This is a genomic window from Nocardia sp. NBC_01327, from assembly GCF_035958815.1.
Lineage (GTDB): Bacteria > Actinomycetota > Actinomycetes > Mycobacteriales > Mycobacteriaceae > Nocardia.
Genome location: NZ_CP108383.1, coordinates 1,889,785 through 1,906,409, shown reverse-complemented (window position 1 = coordinate 1,906,409; position 16,625 = coordinate 1,889,785). Strand labels below are relative to the sequence as shown.

The 16,625-nt window shown below is 66.6% G+C and carries 16 protein-coding genes and 1 tRNA gene; 5 read left to right on the top strand and 12 right to left on the bottom strand.

Translation table 11 applies throughout. The annotated features are described in order from the left end of the window. Nucleotides 1–14: 14 nt before the first annotated feature. The 4 genes from prmC to OG326_RS08210 all read right to left on the bottom strand — a co-directional run bounded on the left by prmC (nt 15) and on the right by OG326_RS08210 (nt 3,080). Nucleotides 15–893 (bottom strand): peptide chain release factor N(5)-glutamine methyltransferase, encoded by an 879-nt coding sequence (prmC, locus tag OG326_RS08225; protein WP_327144004.1) that lies wholly within the window; start codon nt 891–893, stop codon nt 15–17. Between the two features lie 273 nt (nt 894–1,166). Next, nucleotides 1,167–2,246 (bottom strand): peptide chain release factor 1, encoded by a 1,080-nt coding sequence (prfA, locus tag OG326_RS08220; protein ID WP_327144003.1) that lies wholly within the window; start codon nt 2,244–2,246, stop codon nt 1,167–1,169. 129 nt (nt 2,247–2,375) lie between these two features. Beyond that, nucleotides 2,376–2,615, bottom strand: coding sequence for a 50S ribosomal protein L31 (rpmE, locus tag OG326_RS08215; protein ID WP_297618589.1), 240 nt, complete (start codon nt 2,613–2,615; stop codon nt 2,376–2,378). A gap of 153 nt (nt 2,616–2,768) precedes the next feature. Further along, nucleotides 2,769–3,080: a hypothetical protein gene (locus OG326_RS08210; RefSeq protein ID WP_327144001.1), complete on the bottom strand. Its 312-nt coding sequence runs from the start codon at nt 3,078–3,080 to the stop codon at nt 2,769–2,771. A gap of 340 nt (nt 3,081–3,420) precedes the next feature. Between OG326_RS08210 and OG326_RS08205 the strand changes: the two genes are divergently transcribed. After that, nucleotides 3,421–3,852 carry a hypothetical protein gene (locus OG326_RS08205; RefSeq protein WP_327144000.1) on the top strand — a complete coding sequence of 144 codons (432 nt, stop codon included), beginning with the start codon at nt 3,421–3,423 and terminating at the stop codon, nt 3,850–3,852. Here OG326_RS08205 and rho read toward each other — a convergent pair. The 6 genes from rho to argS all read right to left on the bottom strand — a co-directional run bounded on the left by rho (nt 3,750) and on the right by argS (nt 12,695). Further along, on the bottom strand, nt 3,750–5,885 hold the full coding sequence (gene rho / locus OG326_RS08200) for a transcription termination factor Rho (RefSeq protein WP_327143999.1): 2,136 nt from the start codon (nt 5,883–5,885) through the stop codon (nt 3,750–3,752). The two genes, OG326_RS08205 and rho, sit on opposite strands and share 103 nt — an antisense overlap. A gap of 325 nt (nt 5,886–6,210) precedes the next feature. Further along, nucleotides 6,211–7,164: a homoserine kinase gene (gene thrB / locus OG326_RS08195; protein WP_327146415.1), complete on the bottom strand. Its 954-nt coding sequence runs from the start codon at nt 7,162–7,164 to the stop codon at nt 6,211–6,213. A 28-nt stretch (nt 7,165–7,192) separates the two neighbouring features. Beyond that, nucleotides 7,193–8,281 (bottom strand): threonine synthase, encoded by a 1,089-nt coding sequence (gene thrC, locus OG326_RS08190; RefSeq protein ID WP_327143998.1) that lies wholly within the window; start codon nt 8,279–8,281, stop codon nt 7,193–7,195. Beyond that, on the bottom strand, nt 8,278–9,618 hold the full coding sequence (locus OG326_RS08185) for a homoserine dehydrogenase (RefSeq protein ID WP_327143997.1): 1,341 nt from the start codon (nt 9,616–9,618) through the stop codon (nt 8,278–8,280). The genes thrC and OG326_RS08185 overlap by 4 nt, the downstream gene beginning before the upstream one ends. Further along, a complete protein-coding gene (gene lysA, locus OG326_RS08180; RefSeq protein ID WP_327143996.1) occupies nt 9,615–11,036 on the bottom strand; it encodes a diaminopimelate decarboxylase in 1,422 nt (473 codons plus the stop codon). The genes OG326_RS08185 and lysA overlap by 4 nt, the downstream gene beginning before the upstream one ends. Beyond that, nucleotides 11,037–12,695: an arginine--tRNA ligase gene (gene argS, locus OG326_RS08175; RefSeq protein ID WP_327143995.1), complete on the bottom strand. Its 1,659-nt coding sequence runs from the start codon at nt 12,693–12,695 to the stop codon at nt 11,037–11,039. It lies immediately after the preceding gene. Between the two features lie 124 nt (nt 12,696–12,819). Between argS and OG326_RS08170 the strand changes: the two genes are divergently transcribed. The 3 genes from OG326_RS08170 (at nt 12,820) to OG326_RS08160 (ending at nt 14,717) form a co-directional block, all read left to right on the top strand. After that, complete coding sequence (locus tag OG326_RS08170) at nt 12,820–13,782, top strand: DUF3105 domain-containing protein (RefSeq protein WP_327143994.1); 963 nt, start codon at nt 12,820–12,822, stop codon at nt 13,780–13,782. After that, nucleotides 13,782–14,528: a DUF305 domain-containing protein gene (locus OG326_RS08165; RefSeq protein ID WP_327143993.1), complete on the top strand. Its 747-nt coding sequence runs from the start codon at nt 13,782–13,784 to the stop codon at nt 14,526–14,528. The genes OG326_RS08170 and OG326_RS08165 overlap by 1 nt, the downstream gene beginning before the upstream one ends. A 116-nt stretch (nt 14,529–14,644) precedes the next feature. Next, nucleotides 14,645–14,717: transfer RNA gene (locus OG326_RS08160), tRNA-Arg, on the top strand. A gap of 63 nt (nt 14,718–14,780) precedes the next feature. On the opposite strand, the gene OG326_RS08155 is transcribed toward OG326_RS08160, so the two are convergent. After that, nucleotides 14,781–15,194, bottom strand: coding sequence for a nuclear transport factor 2 family protein (locus OG326_RS08155; RefSeq protein ID WP_327143992.1), 414 nt, complete (start codon nt 15,192–15,194; stop codon nt 14,781–14,783). A gap of 23 nt (nt 15,195–15,217) precedes the next feature. Then, entirely contained in the window at nt 15,218–16,144 is a 927-nt protein-coding gene (locus OG326_RS08150; protein ID WP_327143991.1) for a zinc-binding dehydrogenase, read from the bottom strand. 84 nt (nt 16,145–16,228) lie between these two features. Here OG326_RS08150 and OG326_RS08145 point away from each other — a divergent pair, with 84 nt between their 5' ends. After that, entirely contained in the window at nt 16,229–16,615 is a 387-nt protein-coding gene (locus OG326_RS08145; RefSeq protein ID WP_327143990.1) for a winged helix-turn-helix transcriptional regulator, read from the top strand. The last annotated feature ends 10 nt before the right edge of the window (nt 16,616–16,625 follow it).

The following is a 16,625-nucleotide window of genomic DNA, read 5'->3' as shown; positions in this document are numbered from 1 at the left end:
GCGGGCCGCGGAGATCAGGGGGTGCGGCGGGCGACTACGAATCGGGGTTTGCCTGCCAGGTCGGGGTGTTCGACCACTGCGGTGAAGGCGCCTTGCGCGGCTAGGAGTGCTGCCACGCCTGCGCCGTTGGAGTCGTCGTGTTCGATGGCCACCACGCCGCCGGGGCGCAGCAGGCGGGCGATAGTGGGGATCATCGGGCGGATGACGTCCAGGCCGTCGGGGCCGCCGAAGAGGGCGCGGTGCGGGTCGTGGTCTGCCACTTCGGGATCCAGCTGCGCGGATTCCGGGATGTAGGGCGGATTGGAGACGATGACGTCCACGCGGCCGTCGAGTTCTTCCAGGAGCGCGGGATCTGTGACATCGCCGGATTGCAGATCGATGGGGGTGTCGCCCTCGTCCGCCAACTGCAGGGCATTGCGGCGGGCCCAGGCCAGCGCCTCGGGATCCAGCTCCACGGCGTACACCTGGGCATCGGGGCGGGCGTGCGCAATGGCCAGAGCCAGGGCGCCCGAACCGGTGCACAGATCCACCACGACGGGCTGATGCTCGTGGCCGAGGGCTTCGAGTTGCCCCAGCGCCCAGGCGAAGATCAGTTCGGTTTCCGGGCGCGGAATGAAAACACCGGGGCCCACGGCCAAATCGATCTCACCCATGGCTGCCGTACCCGTGAGATGTTGCAGCGGAACACGTTCCGCGCGGCGAGCAACCAGCTTCCGAAACTCCTCGAGCTGGTCGGCGGTCACCATGGGAACCAGGGCGAGACGCATGCGATCGACGCCGAGCACATGCGCCGCAAGGTATTCCGCATCAGCCCCGGGGCTGTGCACCCCGGCCTCTCGCAGGATCCCGACGGCCTCGAGAATCACTGGACGCAACGGCGCGCGGCTCGGCACCGCCGCCCCTGGACTTCTGCCGACCACTTGGGTGCCTCAATTCTTTCATTGCGGACCTCGATGGGGTGCCACACGAGATCTCTGGGCGTCCCCCGGAGTTTCCCAGATCCGGGGGACGAGCAACCCTGATTCGGGACGGGACAACTGATTTCGTGAGGATATGGGTAACTCCCCGGGTACCCCCGAAATCGGTGCGGTTTCGGACCGCACCACGCGTTCTCGAGGTCGACGGCTCTCAGCCGCGCGCCAAAGGTTCGGGGAGGCGGTACAGCCTTACTCTGCGGCGAGGCGGGCGGCGCGGTCGGCTTCGCCGAGGGCGGTGAAGAGGTCGTCGAGGTTGCCGTCGAGTACCGAATCCAGATTGTGCGCCTTGAAACCGATGCGGTGATCGGCGATGCGGTTCTCCGGGAAGTTGTAGGTGCGGATGCGCTCGGAGCGGTCGACCGTGCGGATCTGGGTGGCGCGGCCGGCGGCGGCCTCCTGATCGGCCTGCTCCTCGGCGAGCGCCTGCAGCCGTGCGCTGAGCACCAGCATGGCGCGCATCTTGTTCTGCAGCTGCGAGCGCTCGTTCTGGCAGGTCACCACGATGCCGGTGGGCAGATGGGTGATGCGGACCGCGGAGTCGGTGGTATTGACGCCCTGGCCGCCCTTACCGGAGGAGCGGTAGACGTCGATGCGCAGATCCTTGTCGTCGATCTGCACCTCTTCGACCTCGTCCGGTTCCGGGTAGACCAGCACACCCGCCGCCGAGGTGTGGATGCGTCCCTGCGATTCGGTGACGGGCACGCGCTGCACGCGGTGCACACCGCCCTCGAACTTCAGCTTCGACCACACACCGTCCAGGGACGGCTCCTTGGCCTTGATCGAAATGGTGGCTTCCTTGTAGCCGCCCATATCGGTGATATTGGCGTCGAGCACCTCGACCTTCCACCCGTGCCGCTCCGCATAGCGGATGTACATGCGGGCCAGATCGGAGGCGAACAGCGCCGACTCCTCACCGCCCTCACCCGACTTCACTTCCAGCACAACATCATCGGCGTCGTGCGGATCGCGGGGGGCGAGCAGATCGGTGAGCGTCTTCTCCAGCTCCTCCACCTGCGCGCGCAGTCCGGGCACCTCGGCCGCGAACGACGAATCGTCGGCGGCGAACTCCTCGGCGGCGGCGAGATCGTCCCTGGTGGAGGTCAGCTTCTTATGGGCCGACATGATCGGGGCGAGTTCGGCGAAGCGCTTGCCCACCCGCCGGGCCGCACCCGGGTCATTGTGCAGCGCGGGATCGGACAGCTGCAGTTCGAGGCCGCTGTATTCGGCCAGAATGTCGTCGATCGCGTTGGGGGCTGTTTTGTCAGCCATCGCGGTTGCTCCTCAGGTTTGGGCTCGGCACAGATAGTTTGCGGGTCATTCCGCCTCTGCTTGCGGCCCGACCCTGGAAACACCGCGACGCCCGGCCTGCTGAGTGCAGGACGGGCGTCGACAGGGTAGCTAGTTGGCTTCGCTGGCCTCGGGGGCCTTCGACGCACGCTTGCCGTAGCGCGCCTCGAAGCGAGCCACGCGGCCACCGGTGTCCAGAATCTTCTGCTTGCCCGTGTAGAACGGGTGGCACTGGGAGCAGACCTCGACCGTGATCTGGCCCGACTCCTTGGTGCTCTTGGTCTGGAAGGTGTTGCCGCAGCCGCACACGACCGTCGTATCGACGTACGTGGGGTGAATTCCTGCCTTCATGGTGTCCTTTCGAATAGTCCCGGGTCGCCTTCATGAAGACGTGAACCGGAACCGACTAGGCATGGTTGCCGACTGACCACTATAGACGTCGAGGAAGCCGCGCTTATTCCAGGCCTCCCCGACCGGCCCACCGGTGACCGAGGAAATGGCAGTTCAGCAGCCATCCAATCCGCACGGCCCCAATACGGGCGGCGGTGGCAAGATCCCGCTGCCTGTCAGCAGCGGGATCAGGTTGTAGTTGAAGATCGCATCCAGACCACTGGAACCGGTATTCGCCATCCAGTGGGACAGGCCGCCCATGACGTTCATGCTGCCGGTCGATGATCCGGTGCCGGCGACCACCGTGGGCGCGGATACCGACTCGGGCGTGGTCAGCGGAATCTCGGCAGATGCGAGGGCCGAGCCGCCGACCAGGGCGGCAGCGACCGTCGCGGTGACGATCGCGGATTTGAGTGGACTGCGCATGATGCATCTCCCCAACTGAAGTAACAGCTTTTCAGAAGGTTATGAAGGACGCCCGGACCGGGGCAGACCCAATAAGTAGGGGCTGTGAAAAATCCTTCACGGGGCAATTGTTCTCACGGCTGGCTCTCAGGGATCCGCATCCGAACTCCCAGCTGGGACACAGCGAAGCGGGCTTATGGTTAGTTGGGCGCCCCGGAGTTACCCCCCAAGAAATTATGGGCACGCACGTTCACAGTCCTCGAGCCAGGCTGAAGACGAGTAGTTCGCTACTCGGGAATGCGAACACCGTTGTTCATAGAGTAGTGCGAGGTGAGAACCCGCGACTACGGGAAGGACAGCTGTGAACAGGAAAGAAGCCACTGCGGGGGCGGTGCTGGGACTGCTGGCCTTGATCGTTGTCGCGGGCTGGTACACGGTTCCGGGGGCATCCGCCGCCGCGGTGGGGGGCCAGACATCGGCCACCACCCCACCCGCGGGCGATGGCACGCTGACCTACACCGCGGTCAATATCTCCGATATCCCGGCCGGCGCTGTAACAGCAACCATTCTGGCTTTCATGATCATCGGCGCGGCCCTGATCGGATTGTTCTTCTACAGCCCGCGCCCGGTGCGGATACGACAACAGCCCCGCCGAAGCGGGGCTGTTGTCGATACTCCTGCGCCAGAGACTTATTCGTCGATGGCGTTCGGTGCGGTCTTGGAGACCGTCATCAGGAATTCGGCATTGCTCTTCGTCTTCTTGAGTCGATCGACGAGCAGGTCGATGGCCTGATGCGAGTCCAGACCCGACAGCACGCGCCGAAGCTTGTGCAGCACACCGGCTTCGTCGGGTGACATCAGCAGATCGTCGCGGCGGGTACCGGACGGATTGACGTCGACCGCCGGGAACACGCGGCGCTCGGCAATCTTGCGATCGAGCTTGAGCTCGGCATTACCCGTGCCCTTGAACTCCTCGAAGATCACCGTGTCACCGGTGGAACCGGTCTCGACCATCGCGGTGGCGATAATGGTGAGCGAGCCACCGTTCTCGATATTGCGGGCCGCGCCGAGGAACCGCTTGGGCGGGTACAGCGCGGTGGAATCCACACCACCGGAAAGGATTCGGCCCGACGCCGGGGACGAGTTGTTGTACGCACGGCCCAGTCGAGTGATCGAGTCGAGCAGTACGACGACGTCCTGGCCCATCTCCACCAGTCGCTTGGCGCGCTCGATGGCGAGCTCGGCGACGGAGGTGTGATCGCCCGGCGGGCGGTCGAACGTGGAGGCGATGACCTCGCCGCGCACGGAGCGCTGCATATCGGTCACTTCCTCGGGACGCTCGTCCACCAGCACAACCATGAGGTAGCACTCGGGGTTGTTGACGGCGATCGCATTGGCGATGTCCTGCATGATCGTGGTCTTACCCGCCTTGGGCGGGGACACGATCAGCGCACGCTGACCCTTACCGATCGGCATGATCAGGTCGATGATGCGCGTGGTCAGCTTGTTCGGCTGAGTTTCCAGGCGCAGTCGCTGATTCGGGTACAGCGGGGTGAGCTTCTGGAATTCCGGACGGCGCTTCGCGGATTCGATGTCCGAACCGTTGATCGTGTCCAGGCGCACCAGCGGATCGAACTTCTGCCGCTGATTGCTCTGATCACCGTCGCGCGGAGCACGCACCGCGCCGGTGATGGCGTCACCGCGGCGCAGGCCGTTCTTGCGGACCAGGTTCATCGACACGTACACATCGTTCGGGCCGGCCAGATAGCCGGAAGTGCGAACGAAGGCGTAATTGTCGAGCACGTCGAGAATTCCGGCGACCGGCTGCAGGACATCGTCCTCGCGGATCTCCAGTTCCCGGGTCTCCCGGCTGCTGATGGCTTCACCCGCACCCGGCACGCCATCGCGGTCACGCCCACGACGACGCTCCCGGAAGCGACGACCCCGGCGGCCGCGGCCGCCTTCCTCGTCGTCATCGGCAGCGGCGGCGCGGTTACGGTCGCGGTCGTTGTTATTGCCGCCGCGAGCGGTGCCGTTCTGGTTGTTCTGCTGGTTCTGGCCGCCCGACTGCTGATTGTTATTGCGCTCGCGGCGACGCTCACCACCCTCTTGCTCCGGCTTCGACTCGCCGGCGGAGGTCTCCGCGGGAGTGGAAGTGGCCTCGGCATTGGCATTGGCGTTCGCATTGGCATTGCTGCCGTTGGCGACCCGCTGCTCGCGGCCCCGACGCTGGCGACCGCGGCCGCGCTGGCCACCGTCCCGGCTGTCGTCGCCGCCCTCGGCGCGAGCGCCGTCGTTCTCGTCCCGCTTGGCCTCACGCGGCTCAGCGGACTTTTCGGCGGAGTCCTCCCGGGTGGGCGCGGCGTTGTACGCCGGAACCTCGGCCTTCACCCGGACATCCTCGGCCTTGGTGGCAGAGCTCTCAGCCTTCTCCACCTTCGCGGAGGCGTTATCGGCCTTCGCGGAAGAATTCTCGGCCTTCGCCGGAGCGGCAGCAGCCGACTCGGACTCCCCGCCGGTTTCGCCCTTGCCCTTGGCATTTCGCGCGGTGGTGGCCTTGCCGACCACTGCGACAGCCTTGGCGCCGCCGGATTGATTCTCCTTGATGGCGGCGATGAGATCACCCTTACGCATCCCGGAAGTCCCTCGAATACCGAGTTCTCCCGCAAGCGCACGCAATTGCGGCAACAACATTCCAGTCAGCCCCGATCGTGCGACGTCAGTGTGTTCGCTCATCTTCGAAATCTGTCCGGAGTCACTTTCGCGATCCGAGGAGGTTGAATCACTTTCCACCCCGGGTGTCGCGAGCAGGTCCGTATCTGTCACGGAAATCCTTTCCTTCCCTCGACTGCCGTGTGCCTGTTCGAGGGTTCCTCCTGCAGTCCGGTCGTATGCCGGACTCGGATGCCGTACCGCGCGGCGCGCCGGGGCGATGGGTGTACCAGCGCGTGGGCTTCGCCACCGAGTGAAAAGGTGGGAGAGATCATTCCAGTGAACTGGCTACCCCCAAGTTTCGAGCCTCAAGCCTCGAGCCTGAGCAAGGAGCCTCTGGAGCGATTTGCCCTGATGAAGCACCGGCGTCTGACGCGCACGATGTACGGACTCGCTCAGGATAGCTCCCACCCTTTACATCGGCAAGGCAGGCGCGCTGTCAATCGACCGATACGCCTTCGGCAATGCCCGGCTCCAGCACGCGCAGGCCGTCGGCGAGTGCGAGTTCGTGCAGTTCCGCAGGGAATTCGCTGGTCCCGAGGGCCAATACGGTGGGTCCGGCGCCGGATACCGTTGCGGCGATTCCGGCTTCGCGCAGCCGGTCGATCCACTTGGTGGTGAGCGGTAGCGCCGAGGCCCGGTAGCCCTGGTGTAGCCGGTCCGCGGTGGCGGGGAGCAGCAGGTCAGGGCGCTGCGTCAGGGCGATGACGGCCAGCGCGGCCCGGCTCGCATTGAACGCGGCGTCGACGTGCGGCACCGTCGCGGGCAGCAGTCCGCGGGTGTGCGCGGTGGAGGAATGCTCTTCCGGAATGAGCACCACCGGGCGCAGCGACGGATGCGGTACGACACGGACCGCGCGGTACACACGCGGGTTGTGGTCGGTCGCGCCGTTCACGACGGCCGGATGGTCGGTTTCGGTCCAGGACACCACGATTCCGCCCAGCACACTGGCGGAGGCATTGTCGGGATGACCTTCGAATTCCGAGGAGAGCTGCACCATGACGTCATCGCCGTAGGCCAGTCCCGCATCGAATTTCGCGGCCAGGCCGCGGCCGGCGGCGAGGCCGCCGACCACTGCCGAGGCCGAAGAGCCCATACCTCGCGAATGGGGAATCACGTTGCGGCACACCACGTCCAGGCCGTCCGCCCAGACGCCCGCGGCCTGCAGACCACGTTCGATGGCCCGGACCACCAGATGTGAAGGGCCCCAGGGCACGTCGTCGGCGCCCTCACCCTCCACCCGGATGGTGAGCCCGGAGTCCGTGGTGGACACCGTGATCTCGTCGTAGAGCCCCAAAGCGATTCCGAGAGAGTCGAAACCCGGTCCCAGATTCGCGCTGGAAGCCGGAACCCGCACGGTGACGGTGAGTCCTGCGGGCAGGGTCCGGCTGATGACCTGCTGGGCGTCGCGCGAATTCAACTCAGGCCAGCTCGAGTGCGTGCGCCACGGCGATCGGGTCGACCTGGATGGGCTTGATCTCGGGCATGCCCGCGAGCGCGTTGTCCGGATCCTTGAGACCGTTGCCGGTCACGGTGCAGACCACGGTCAGGCCCGGCTCCAGCCAGCCCTCCGCGCGGGCGGCCAGCAGACCGGCGACTGATGCCGCGGAAGCGGGTTCGACGAACACGCCCTCGGTGGCCGCGACCAGGCGGTACGCCTCGAGAATCTTCTCGTCGGTGGCCGCCCGGAACGCGCCGCCGGACTCCTCCTTGGCCGCCATCGCCTGATTCCAGGACGCGGGCGCACCGATTCGGATTGCGGTGGCGATGGTTTCGGGATCCTTCACCGGCGCGCCGTGCACCAGCGGAGCCGCCCCGGCCGCCTGCACACCCAGCATGCGCGGACGCGCGCCGATGAGGCCGTCGGCGAAGTACTCGCTGTAGCCCTTCCAGTACGCGGTGATGTTTCCGGCATTGCCGACCGGAAGCACGTGCACATCCGGGGCCCGGCCGAGCACATCCACGATTTCGAAGGCGGCGGTCTTCTGGCCCTCGATGCGGAACGGATTGACCGAGTTCACCAGCCCGACCTCGGGGAATTCCGCGGTGACCTTGCGCGCCAGTTCCAGGCAGTCGTCGAAATTGCCCTCGACCTGAATGATCTTGGCGCCCAGCATGACCGCCTGGGCCAGCTTGCCCATGGAGATCTTGCCCTGCGGGATCAGCACCGCGCAGGACAGGCCCGCGCGGGTGGCGTAGGCCGCGGCCGACGCCGAGGTATTGCCGGTGGACGCGCAGAGCACGGCCTTCTTACCGCTGGCCTTGGCCTCGGTCATGGCCATGGTCATACCGCGGTCCTTGAAGGAACCGGTCGGATTGGCGCCCTCGACCTTGAGGTACACCTCGCACCCGGTCAGCTCCGACAGGTGGGTCGCGGCCACCAGCGGGGTGCCGCCCTCGAACAGCGTGACGGGCTCCCAGTCGGCGCCGAGCGGCAGCCGATCCCGATACGCGGCGATCAGGCCCGGCCACGGGGTGGCGGTGCTCGCCGCAGGCGCTGTCGTACTCATTCCTCGGTGCCTTCCAATCTCAGAACACTGGTCACGGATGTGACGGAGTCCAGTTCGGCCAACGCGGCCACGGTATCGGCCAGGGCCGATTCCAGCGCGTGGTGGGTCACCACAACGAGGCGTGCGCCCGCGTCGTGGCCTTCCTGGCGGACCGTCGAGATGCTGACCCCATGCTTGGCGAATTCGCCCGCGACCGTTTCCAGTACGCCTGCACGGTCTGCGACCTGCATGTTCACGTGGTAGCGGGTGGGGGTGTCACCGACCGCGGCGATCGGCAGCTCAGCATAAACCGACTCACCGGGGGCACGGCCACCGTAGAACTTGTTGCGCGCTGCCATCACCACATCGCCCATGACCGCCGATGCGGTCGGCGCGCCGCCGGCGCCCTGCCCGTAGAACATCAGGCGCCCGGCGTTCTCCGCTTCCACGACCACGGCATTGAAGGCGCCGCTGACCGAGGCGAGCGGGTGCTTGCGCGGGATGAGGGCCGGGTAGACGCGCACGGAGACGCTCTCCTTGCCGTCCTCGCCGCGGACGCGCTCGGCCATGGCCAGCAGCTTCACGGTGCAGCCGACGGCGGCGGCGGTCTCCAGATCCTCGGAGGTGATCTTGGAAATGCCCTCGCGGTAGACATCAGCCGAGGTCACGCGGGTGTGGAAGGCGACCGATGCGAGAATCGCGGCCTTGGCGGCGGCGTCGAAGCCCTCCACGTCGGCGGTCGGGTCGGCCTCGGCGTAGCCCAGGCGGGTGGCCTCGGCGAGCACATCGTCGTAGTCGGCGCCGGTCTCGGACATGGCCGACAGAATGAAGTTGGTGGTGCCGTTGACAATGCCGACCACCCGGTTCACCCGGTCCCCGGACAGCGACTGGATCAGCGGGCGCAGCACGGGGATGGCGCCGGCGACCGCGGCCTCGAAGTACAGATCGGCACGGTGCGATTCGGCGGCGCCGGCCAATTCGCCGGTGTGATCGGCGAGCAGCGCCTTGTTCGCGCTGACCACGGACTTGCCGGCATCGAGTGCGGTCTTGATCAGCTTCCGGGCCGGATCAATGCCACCCATGACCTCGACCACGATGTCCACATCGTCACGCAGGACGAGGCTTTCGGCATCGGTGGTGAGCAGCTCGGGCGCCAGACCGCGGTCCTTGGTGAGATCGCGGACCGCGACACCGCGCAGCACCACGGGGGCGCCGACGCGATTGCAGAGGTCGTCGGCGTTCTCGCGAATGATGCGGACCACCTCGGTGCCGACCGTGCCCATGCCCAGGACCGCGATTCCGATCGGGTGATCCGATCCCCACACGCCGTTCTTGGTGCTGGCTACTACCTCGGTCATGCATTCACCTCCAAGCTGAGTAGGTCCTCCACCGTTTCGCGGCGAAGAATCAAGCGCGCCTTGCCGTCTCGCACCGCGACCACGGCGGGCCGGGTGAGCAGGTTGTAACGGCTGGACATCGAGTAGCAGTACGCGCCGGTTGCCGCCACCGCCACCAGGTCACCCGGGCCGACATCGGCCGGGAGCCAGGTATCGCGAATGACGATATCCCCACTCTCGCAATGCTTTCCGACCACCCGAGCGACGACGGGCGCGGCATCGCTGGAACGCGACACCAGTCGGCAGTCGTATTCGGCCTGGTACAGCGCGGGCCGGATATTGTCGCTCATCCCGCCGTCGACGCTGACGTAGCGACGACGAGCGCCCGCGTCGAGCACCACATCCTTGGTGGTGCCGACCTCGTACAGGGTGACCGTGCCCGGTCCGGCGATGGCGCGGCCCGGCTCGACCGCGATGGTCGGCACCGGCAGGCCCGCGCGGGCCGCCTCTTCGGCCACGATGCGGCGCAGGCTGGACGCGAACTCGTCCAGCGACGGCGGATCCTCGTGCGGCAGGTACGAAATACCCAGGCCGCCACCGAGATCCAGCACATTGATCTGCGCGGCGCGCTCGACGCCGAACTTGTCCACGGCTTCGCGCAGCAGGCCGAGCATGCGGCGGGTGGAGATTTCGAAGCCGTCGATCTCGAAGATCTGCGATCCGATGTGCGAGTGCAGCCCGACCATCTTGAGATTGTCGGATTCGAAGACCCGGGCAATGGCCTGCATGGCATCGCCGCTGGCGATGGAGAAACCGAATTTCTGATCCTCGTGCGCGGTCGAGATGTACTCGTGGGTGTGCGCTTCCACGCCGACCGTGACCCGGACCAGCACATCGACGACCTGGCCCGCGCTCTTGGCGATGGCTTCCAGGCGTTCGATCTCGATGAGCGAGTCGAGCACCACGTGGCCGACCCCGGCCGCGACGGCCATTTCCAGCTCGGGCACGGATTTATTGTTGCCGTGCAGCGCGATTCGCTCGGCCGGGAAGCCGGCGTGCAGCGCCACCGCGAGCTCGCCGCCGGAGCAGACGTCCAGGTGCAGGCCCTCGTCGCGGATCCAGCGGGCGATCTCGCCGGACAGGAAAGCCTTGGAGGCGTAGTGAACTCGCGATCCCTCACCGAAGGCGCGGACCATATCGCGGCAGCGCGAACGGAAGTCGTCCTCGTCGATGACGAACAGCGGGGTGCCGAATTCGGCGGCGAGCTCATGCACCGGCACGCCCGCGAGATGTACGACGCCGTCGGCATCGCGAGAGGCGTTGCGCGGCCACACATTCGCGGGCAGATCGATCATCTGCCGCGAATTCTCCGGGCGCTCAGGCAGATTCTGCGTGGGCGGGATGTCCGCGTGACGGGGACCAGCGGGATGTGCACTCATTTACATACGCTCCGGAGCAGAGACGCCTAGCAGCGCGAGGCCGTTGGCGAGAACCTGACGGGTGGCTTTGACCAGCTCGAGACGAGCGGCGTTTCGGGGTGTGACGGGTTCGTCTCCCATGGGGAGTACCCGCATTTCCCTGTCGGACTGGAAGGGGTGGTACACCCCGGCCAGCTCCTCCAGGTAGCGGACTACGCGGTGCGGCTCACGCATTTCTGCGGCGGTGGCCACCACGCGCGGGTATTCACCGAGCGTGCGGATGAGCGCACCCTCGCGGTCGGCGGTCAGCAGACTCAGATCCACCGGTACCGAGGCGAAATCGAACGCCTCCGCGTTCTTCATGATGTTGCAGGTGCGCGCATGCGCGTATTGCACGTAGTAGATCGGGTTTTCGGTGTCCTGCTTGGTCCACAGCCCCAGATCGATATCGATGCTCGAGTTCACCGAGGACCGCACCAGCGAGTACCGCGCGGCGTCCACGCCGATGGCCTCGACCAGATCGTCGAGGGTGATCACGGTGCCCGCACGCTTCGACATCTTCACGGCGGCACCGTCTTTGACCAGGTTCACCATCTGGCCGATGAGCACCTCGACGGTGTTCGGATCGTCGCCGAAGGCGGCCGCGGCGGCCTTGAGCCGGCCGATGTAGCCGTGGTGGTCCGCGCCCAGCATGTAGATGCACAGGTCGAAGCCCCGCGCGCGCTTGTTGTGGAAGTAGGCGATATCGCCGCCGATGTACGCCGAATTGCCGTCGCTCTTGATGACGACGCGGTCCTTGTCATCGCCGTACTCGGTACTGGCGATCCACCAGGCGCCGTCTTTTTCGTACAGCTTGCCCGAGTCCTTGAGCTCCTCGATGGCCTTCTCGACCGCACCGGAGGCGAACAGCGAGCTCTCGTTGAAGTACACGTCGAAGTCGACGCCGAACTCGTGCAGGTTCTGCCTGATCTGCGCGAACATGAGCTCGACGCCTTCGCGGCGGAACAGTTCGTGCTGCTCGGAGGCGGGCAGGCTCAGCGCGTCCGGGTGCGCGGCGACGATCGTATCGGCGATCTCGGTGATGTACGCGCCCGCGTAGCCGTCCTCCGGCGTCGGCTGCCCGGTGGCCGCGGCGACCAGGGACCTGGCGAAGCGGTCGATCTGCGCGCCGTGATCGTTGAAGTAGTACTCGCGGGTGACCTCGGCGCCCTGCGTGGACAGAATCCGGCCGAGCGCGTCGCCGACGGCGGCCCAGCGGGTGCCGCCCAGGTGGATCGGCCCGGTCGGGTTGGCGGAGACGAACTCCAGGTTGATCTTCTGACCGTGCAGCACGTCCGCGGTGCCGTACTTCTCCCCCGCGGCCAGGATGTTCTCGATGATCGCACCCTGCGCGGCCTTGGCCAGGCGGATGTTCAGGAAGCCCGGACCCGCGACTTCGGCGACGTCGATGCCCTCGGCCTGACCCAGCGCCGCGGCGAGCAGATTCGCGAAATCGCGCGGGTTCATTCCAGCCCGCTTACCTACCTGCATGGCCACATTCGTGGCATAGTCACCGTGCTCGGGGTTACGGGGACGCTCCACCTTGACCTCGTCGGGCAGGACCGCAGGGTCGGATCCGCGTTCGACAAGTACCTTCGCAGCGGTTGCGCGAAGGAGATCTGCAAGGTCAGCTGGAGTCACGAGTAACTATCCTATGGTCTGAGCAGGTGTACGCCGCGAGCGGGCACCTACCGGGCAGGCGCCCAGCAAACGATGCGGCCGCATCGTTTGATTGTCCGATACGTCGAAGAGAGCACAACGAGCTATGCCGAGTAGGACGAGTGCCAAGTCGGCCAAGGCCATCAAGGCCGCAGGCAAATCTTCCGGTGGGTTCCGCAGAGGCGGCACCGGAGGCAGACTTCCCACCAAGCGCCAGATTCCCTGGATGACGATCGCCGCGGTGGTGTGTGTGCTCGCGCTGATCGGCGGGATCGCCGCGTTCCTGGTCCCGAAGATCCAGGACAAGCAGGAGGCGGACAAGTACACGCCGAGCGCCCAGAAGAAGGATCCGTCGGATCAGATCTCGGGTGTGGTCAAGAAGGACTACCCGGCCGGTCTGCACGTGGCCGCGACGCAGCGCGTGGCGTACGACCAGGCGCCGCCCTTCGGCGGGCCGCACGACGGTTCGTGGGCGGCGTGCACGGGCATCGTGTACTCCAAGGCGATTCGCACCGAGAATGCCGTGCATTCGCTGGAGCACGGCGCGATCTGGATCGCGTACAACCCCGACAAGGTCGACAAGGCCGGCATCGACCTGCTGAAGTCCAAGGTGCAGGGCAAGCCGTACTCGCTGATGTCGCCGTATCCCGGTCTGGATTCACCGATTTCGCTGCAGTCGTGGGGCCATCAGCTGAAGCTGAACTCGGCCGACGACAAGCGCGTGAACGAATTCATCACCGCGCTGCGCCTGAACCAGAACACCTACCCGGAGGTCGGCGCGGACTGCGCGAACCCGACCTTCAGCACCGACAATCCGCCGCCGTTCGATCCGTCTCCGGTGGGTCCGGACGCGGTGCCGATGGACGGTAAGGGCCTGCAGCAGGATTCGAGCGAGCTCTCCGGCGCCGGCGGCGGTGCCCCGACCATGCCCAGCGGCGGCATTCCGGGTCTCCCGGGCGGCCTGTCCGGTCTCCCCGGTGGCCTGTCCGGCCTGCCGGGTGGCGTGCCGAGCATTCCGGCGCCGACCGATGCCCCGACGGTGCCGGATCAGCCGGCTCCGACGCAGTAATGACGCCGCCCTTGCTCTCCGACGAGGCGAAGGACTTCAGCGACGACACCGAACCGGCCGAGCCGGTGCAGCAGACGCGGCGCAGTCAGCGCCCCGCACTGCTGGTGCTCGGTGTGATCGGTGTGCTGCTGCTCGGTTTCGCGGCCGGAATTCTGGTCGGCAACCCGCTGCGGCAGACGCAGGAGACGCCCGGCACGGTGGATGTCGGCTTCAGCCAGGACATGTCGGTGCATCACGCGCAGGCGGTGCAGATGTCCGGCATCGCGCTGGCCGGTGCGAGTGATACCGAGGTACGCCGGCTCGCCTACGACATTCTCACCACGCAGGCGAATCAGGCGGGCCGCATGCAGGGCTGGCTGCAACTGTGGGGCAAGCCGTTTGTCGGTCCCGACGGGTACATGGGATGGATGTCCGACATGTCGGATATGCCCGGTATGTCAGGCATGCAGCACGGCGCCACCGCACAGCACACCGGTCCGGTGCAGACCATGCCCGGTATGGCGACCGAGCAGGAACTCTCGACCCTCCGCACCGCCACCGGCCCCGCACTCGACACCCTGTTCCTGCAGCTGATGCTCCGCCACCATCAGGGCGGCATGCCGATGATCCAGTACGCCGCACAGCACGCAGATACCGATGCCGTCCGCTCCCTCGCGGACAGCATGGTCAAGACCCAGACGAGCGAAGCGCAACTCATGGCGCAGATGCTCAAAGACCGGGGCGCAGCCCAACTTCCCCTGAACTGACGGACCCGTACCGGGCAAAACACCCGGTACACCTCAGTTTTTGGCGGAGCGGACCCGATGCGATACGCTTTCCCAGCCCACTCGGAAAGTCGAGAAGTCCGAGCGGGTCCACCCCCGCCCTCGTAGCTCAGGGGATAGAGCGTCTGCCTCCGGAGCAGAAGGCCGCAGGTTCGATTCCTGCCGAGGGCACAGCGATAAGGCCCCGACCATGAAATATGGTCGGGGCCTTTTCTTTTCGTCGCACTCCGGGTATCACTCGCGGCCGAAGAGCAGGCGGCCCACGTAGGCGGTGTCGAAGTATTCGCGAGCTTCGGCTATGCGGCCGTTGGTGATTCGGAAGACGATGGTCACGTGGTTGGTGAACGGGGCGCCGTCGATGGTGGTGGCGTGCGTGGTCCATTCGGCGACCGCGTGATCGCCGTCGGCGAGGACATTGTGCACGTCCTGGCTGACCGGCGCGGTGAGGTCGAAGCGGGCGAGCATCTGGGTGAGGAAGCCGGTGAAGATCTCGTCGCGGCCCTTCCAGGTGCGGGAGACCGGGAGGTCGCCGTGCAGGGTCCAGGTGGCGTCCTCGGTGAAGAATTCGGCGCGGCGGTCGGCGGCCTGACCGGCGGCGAGGGCGGCGATGTAGTCGGTGATGACGGTGCGGGTGACTTCGGTGCTCATGGTGAATTCCCTATCAGGTCTGATCAGGCGAGGGTGAGGACGGCATTGCCGCGGATGCGGCGGTGCACCAGATCGGTGAGGACGGTGGCGGTTTCGGTCCAGTCGGCGGTGCGGCCCACCTCGGGGTGAATGATGCCCGCGGCGGCCAGCCGGACCAATTCGGCGAGGTCCTCGGCATCGGTGGTATCGGCGACCCAGTGCGGAAAGTGGTGCAGCGTGAAGGGTGTCGCGCCGAAGAGGTCGAAGAAGTCGAGCTGGACGGGTTGCCGACCGGCCTGCCCGAACCAGACCACGGTGCCGCCGGGGGCCAGGTGCCGCAGTGCCGCGGCGAAGGTGTCACCACCGACCGATTCCAGGACGATGTCGAATCGGGCTGTGGCGGCGTCGATATCGGTGAGCACCTCGGCGCCGTAGTCGGCCAGGCGCTGCCCGCGCTCCCGGGTGGCCGCGACCGCGGTCACGGTGGCTCCGGCGGCGATGGCGAGTTCCACCACCAGGTGACCGACCCCGCCCGAAGCGCCGGTGACCAGCAGCCGCATCCCCTCCACCTGGCCTGCGCGGCGCAGCAGGCGCAGGGTGGTGAGTCCCGCCAGCGGGAGCGTGGCGGCGATGGTGGCCGGAAGCTGCTGCGGCAGTGCGGTGATGGCGTCGGTGGCGACGGCGACCTGCTCGGCCCAGCCGCCGCCCGCCGCATGTGCGACCACGCGGGCGCCGACGGCGGGGCCGGTGCCGTCCGCGGCGGCCGTGATGATCCGGCCCGCCACATCCTGGCCGGGCACATGGCCTGCGGCGACCTCGGTCCCATACACGCCGGTGAGGGCGAAGTAGTCGCCGCGATTGACCGAGAACGCCTCGACGGCGATAACGGCTTCGCCGGCGGCGGGTGCGGGATCGGTGATCTCGGCGAGGGTGATCAGCCGGTCGTCTGCGGTGGCGGTCAGTGCCTTCATGTCTTCCTCCTGTGTGCTGTCACCGACATTAGGAAGGCTGGTATCCGTTCGGAAGAAGGCAGTAAAGAGTGGTATAGGTACCTGGTGGAAACCATCGAGGTAGAGGGCACGCCCGAATGGGATGTCTTCAATATCAACTGCCCCACCCGCCAGGTGTTCGACCGTGTCGGCGAGCGCTGGACGGGGCTGGTGCTGCTCGCGCTGGAGCCGGGCACCCAGCGGTTCTCGGAGCTGCGCAGGCGGATTCAGGGCATCACCCAGAAAATGCTCACCCAGACGCTGCGGGCGCTGGAGCGGGACGGTGTGGTCGAGCGCCGCGTCTTCCCGACGGTTCCGGTGACCGTCGAGTACACGCTGACCCCGCTGGGCCGCAGTCTGGCCACCGCGATCGCGGGTCTGCGCGCCTGGTCGTACCAGAACATCGGCGAAATCATCGCTGCGCGTGCGGAGTACGACGGCCGGGAAAGCTGACCCTCGACAG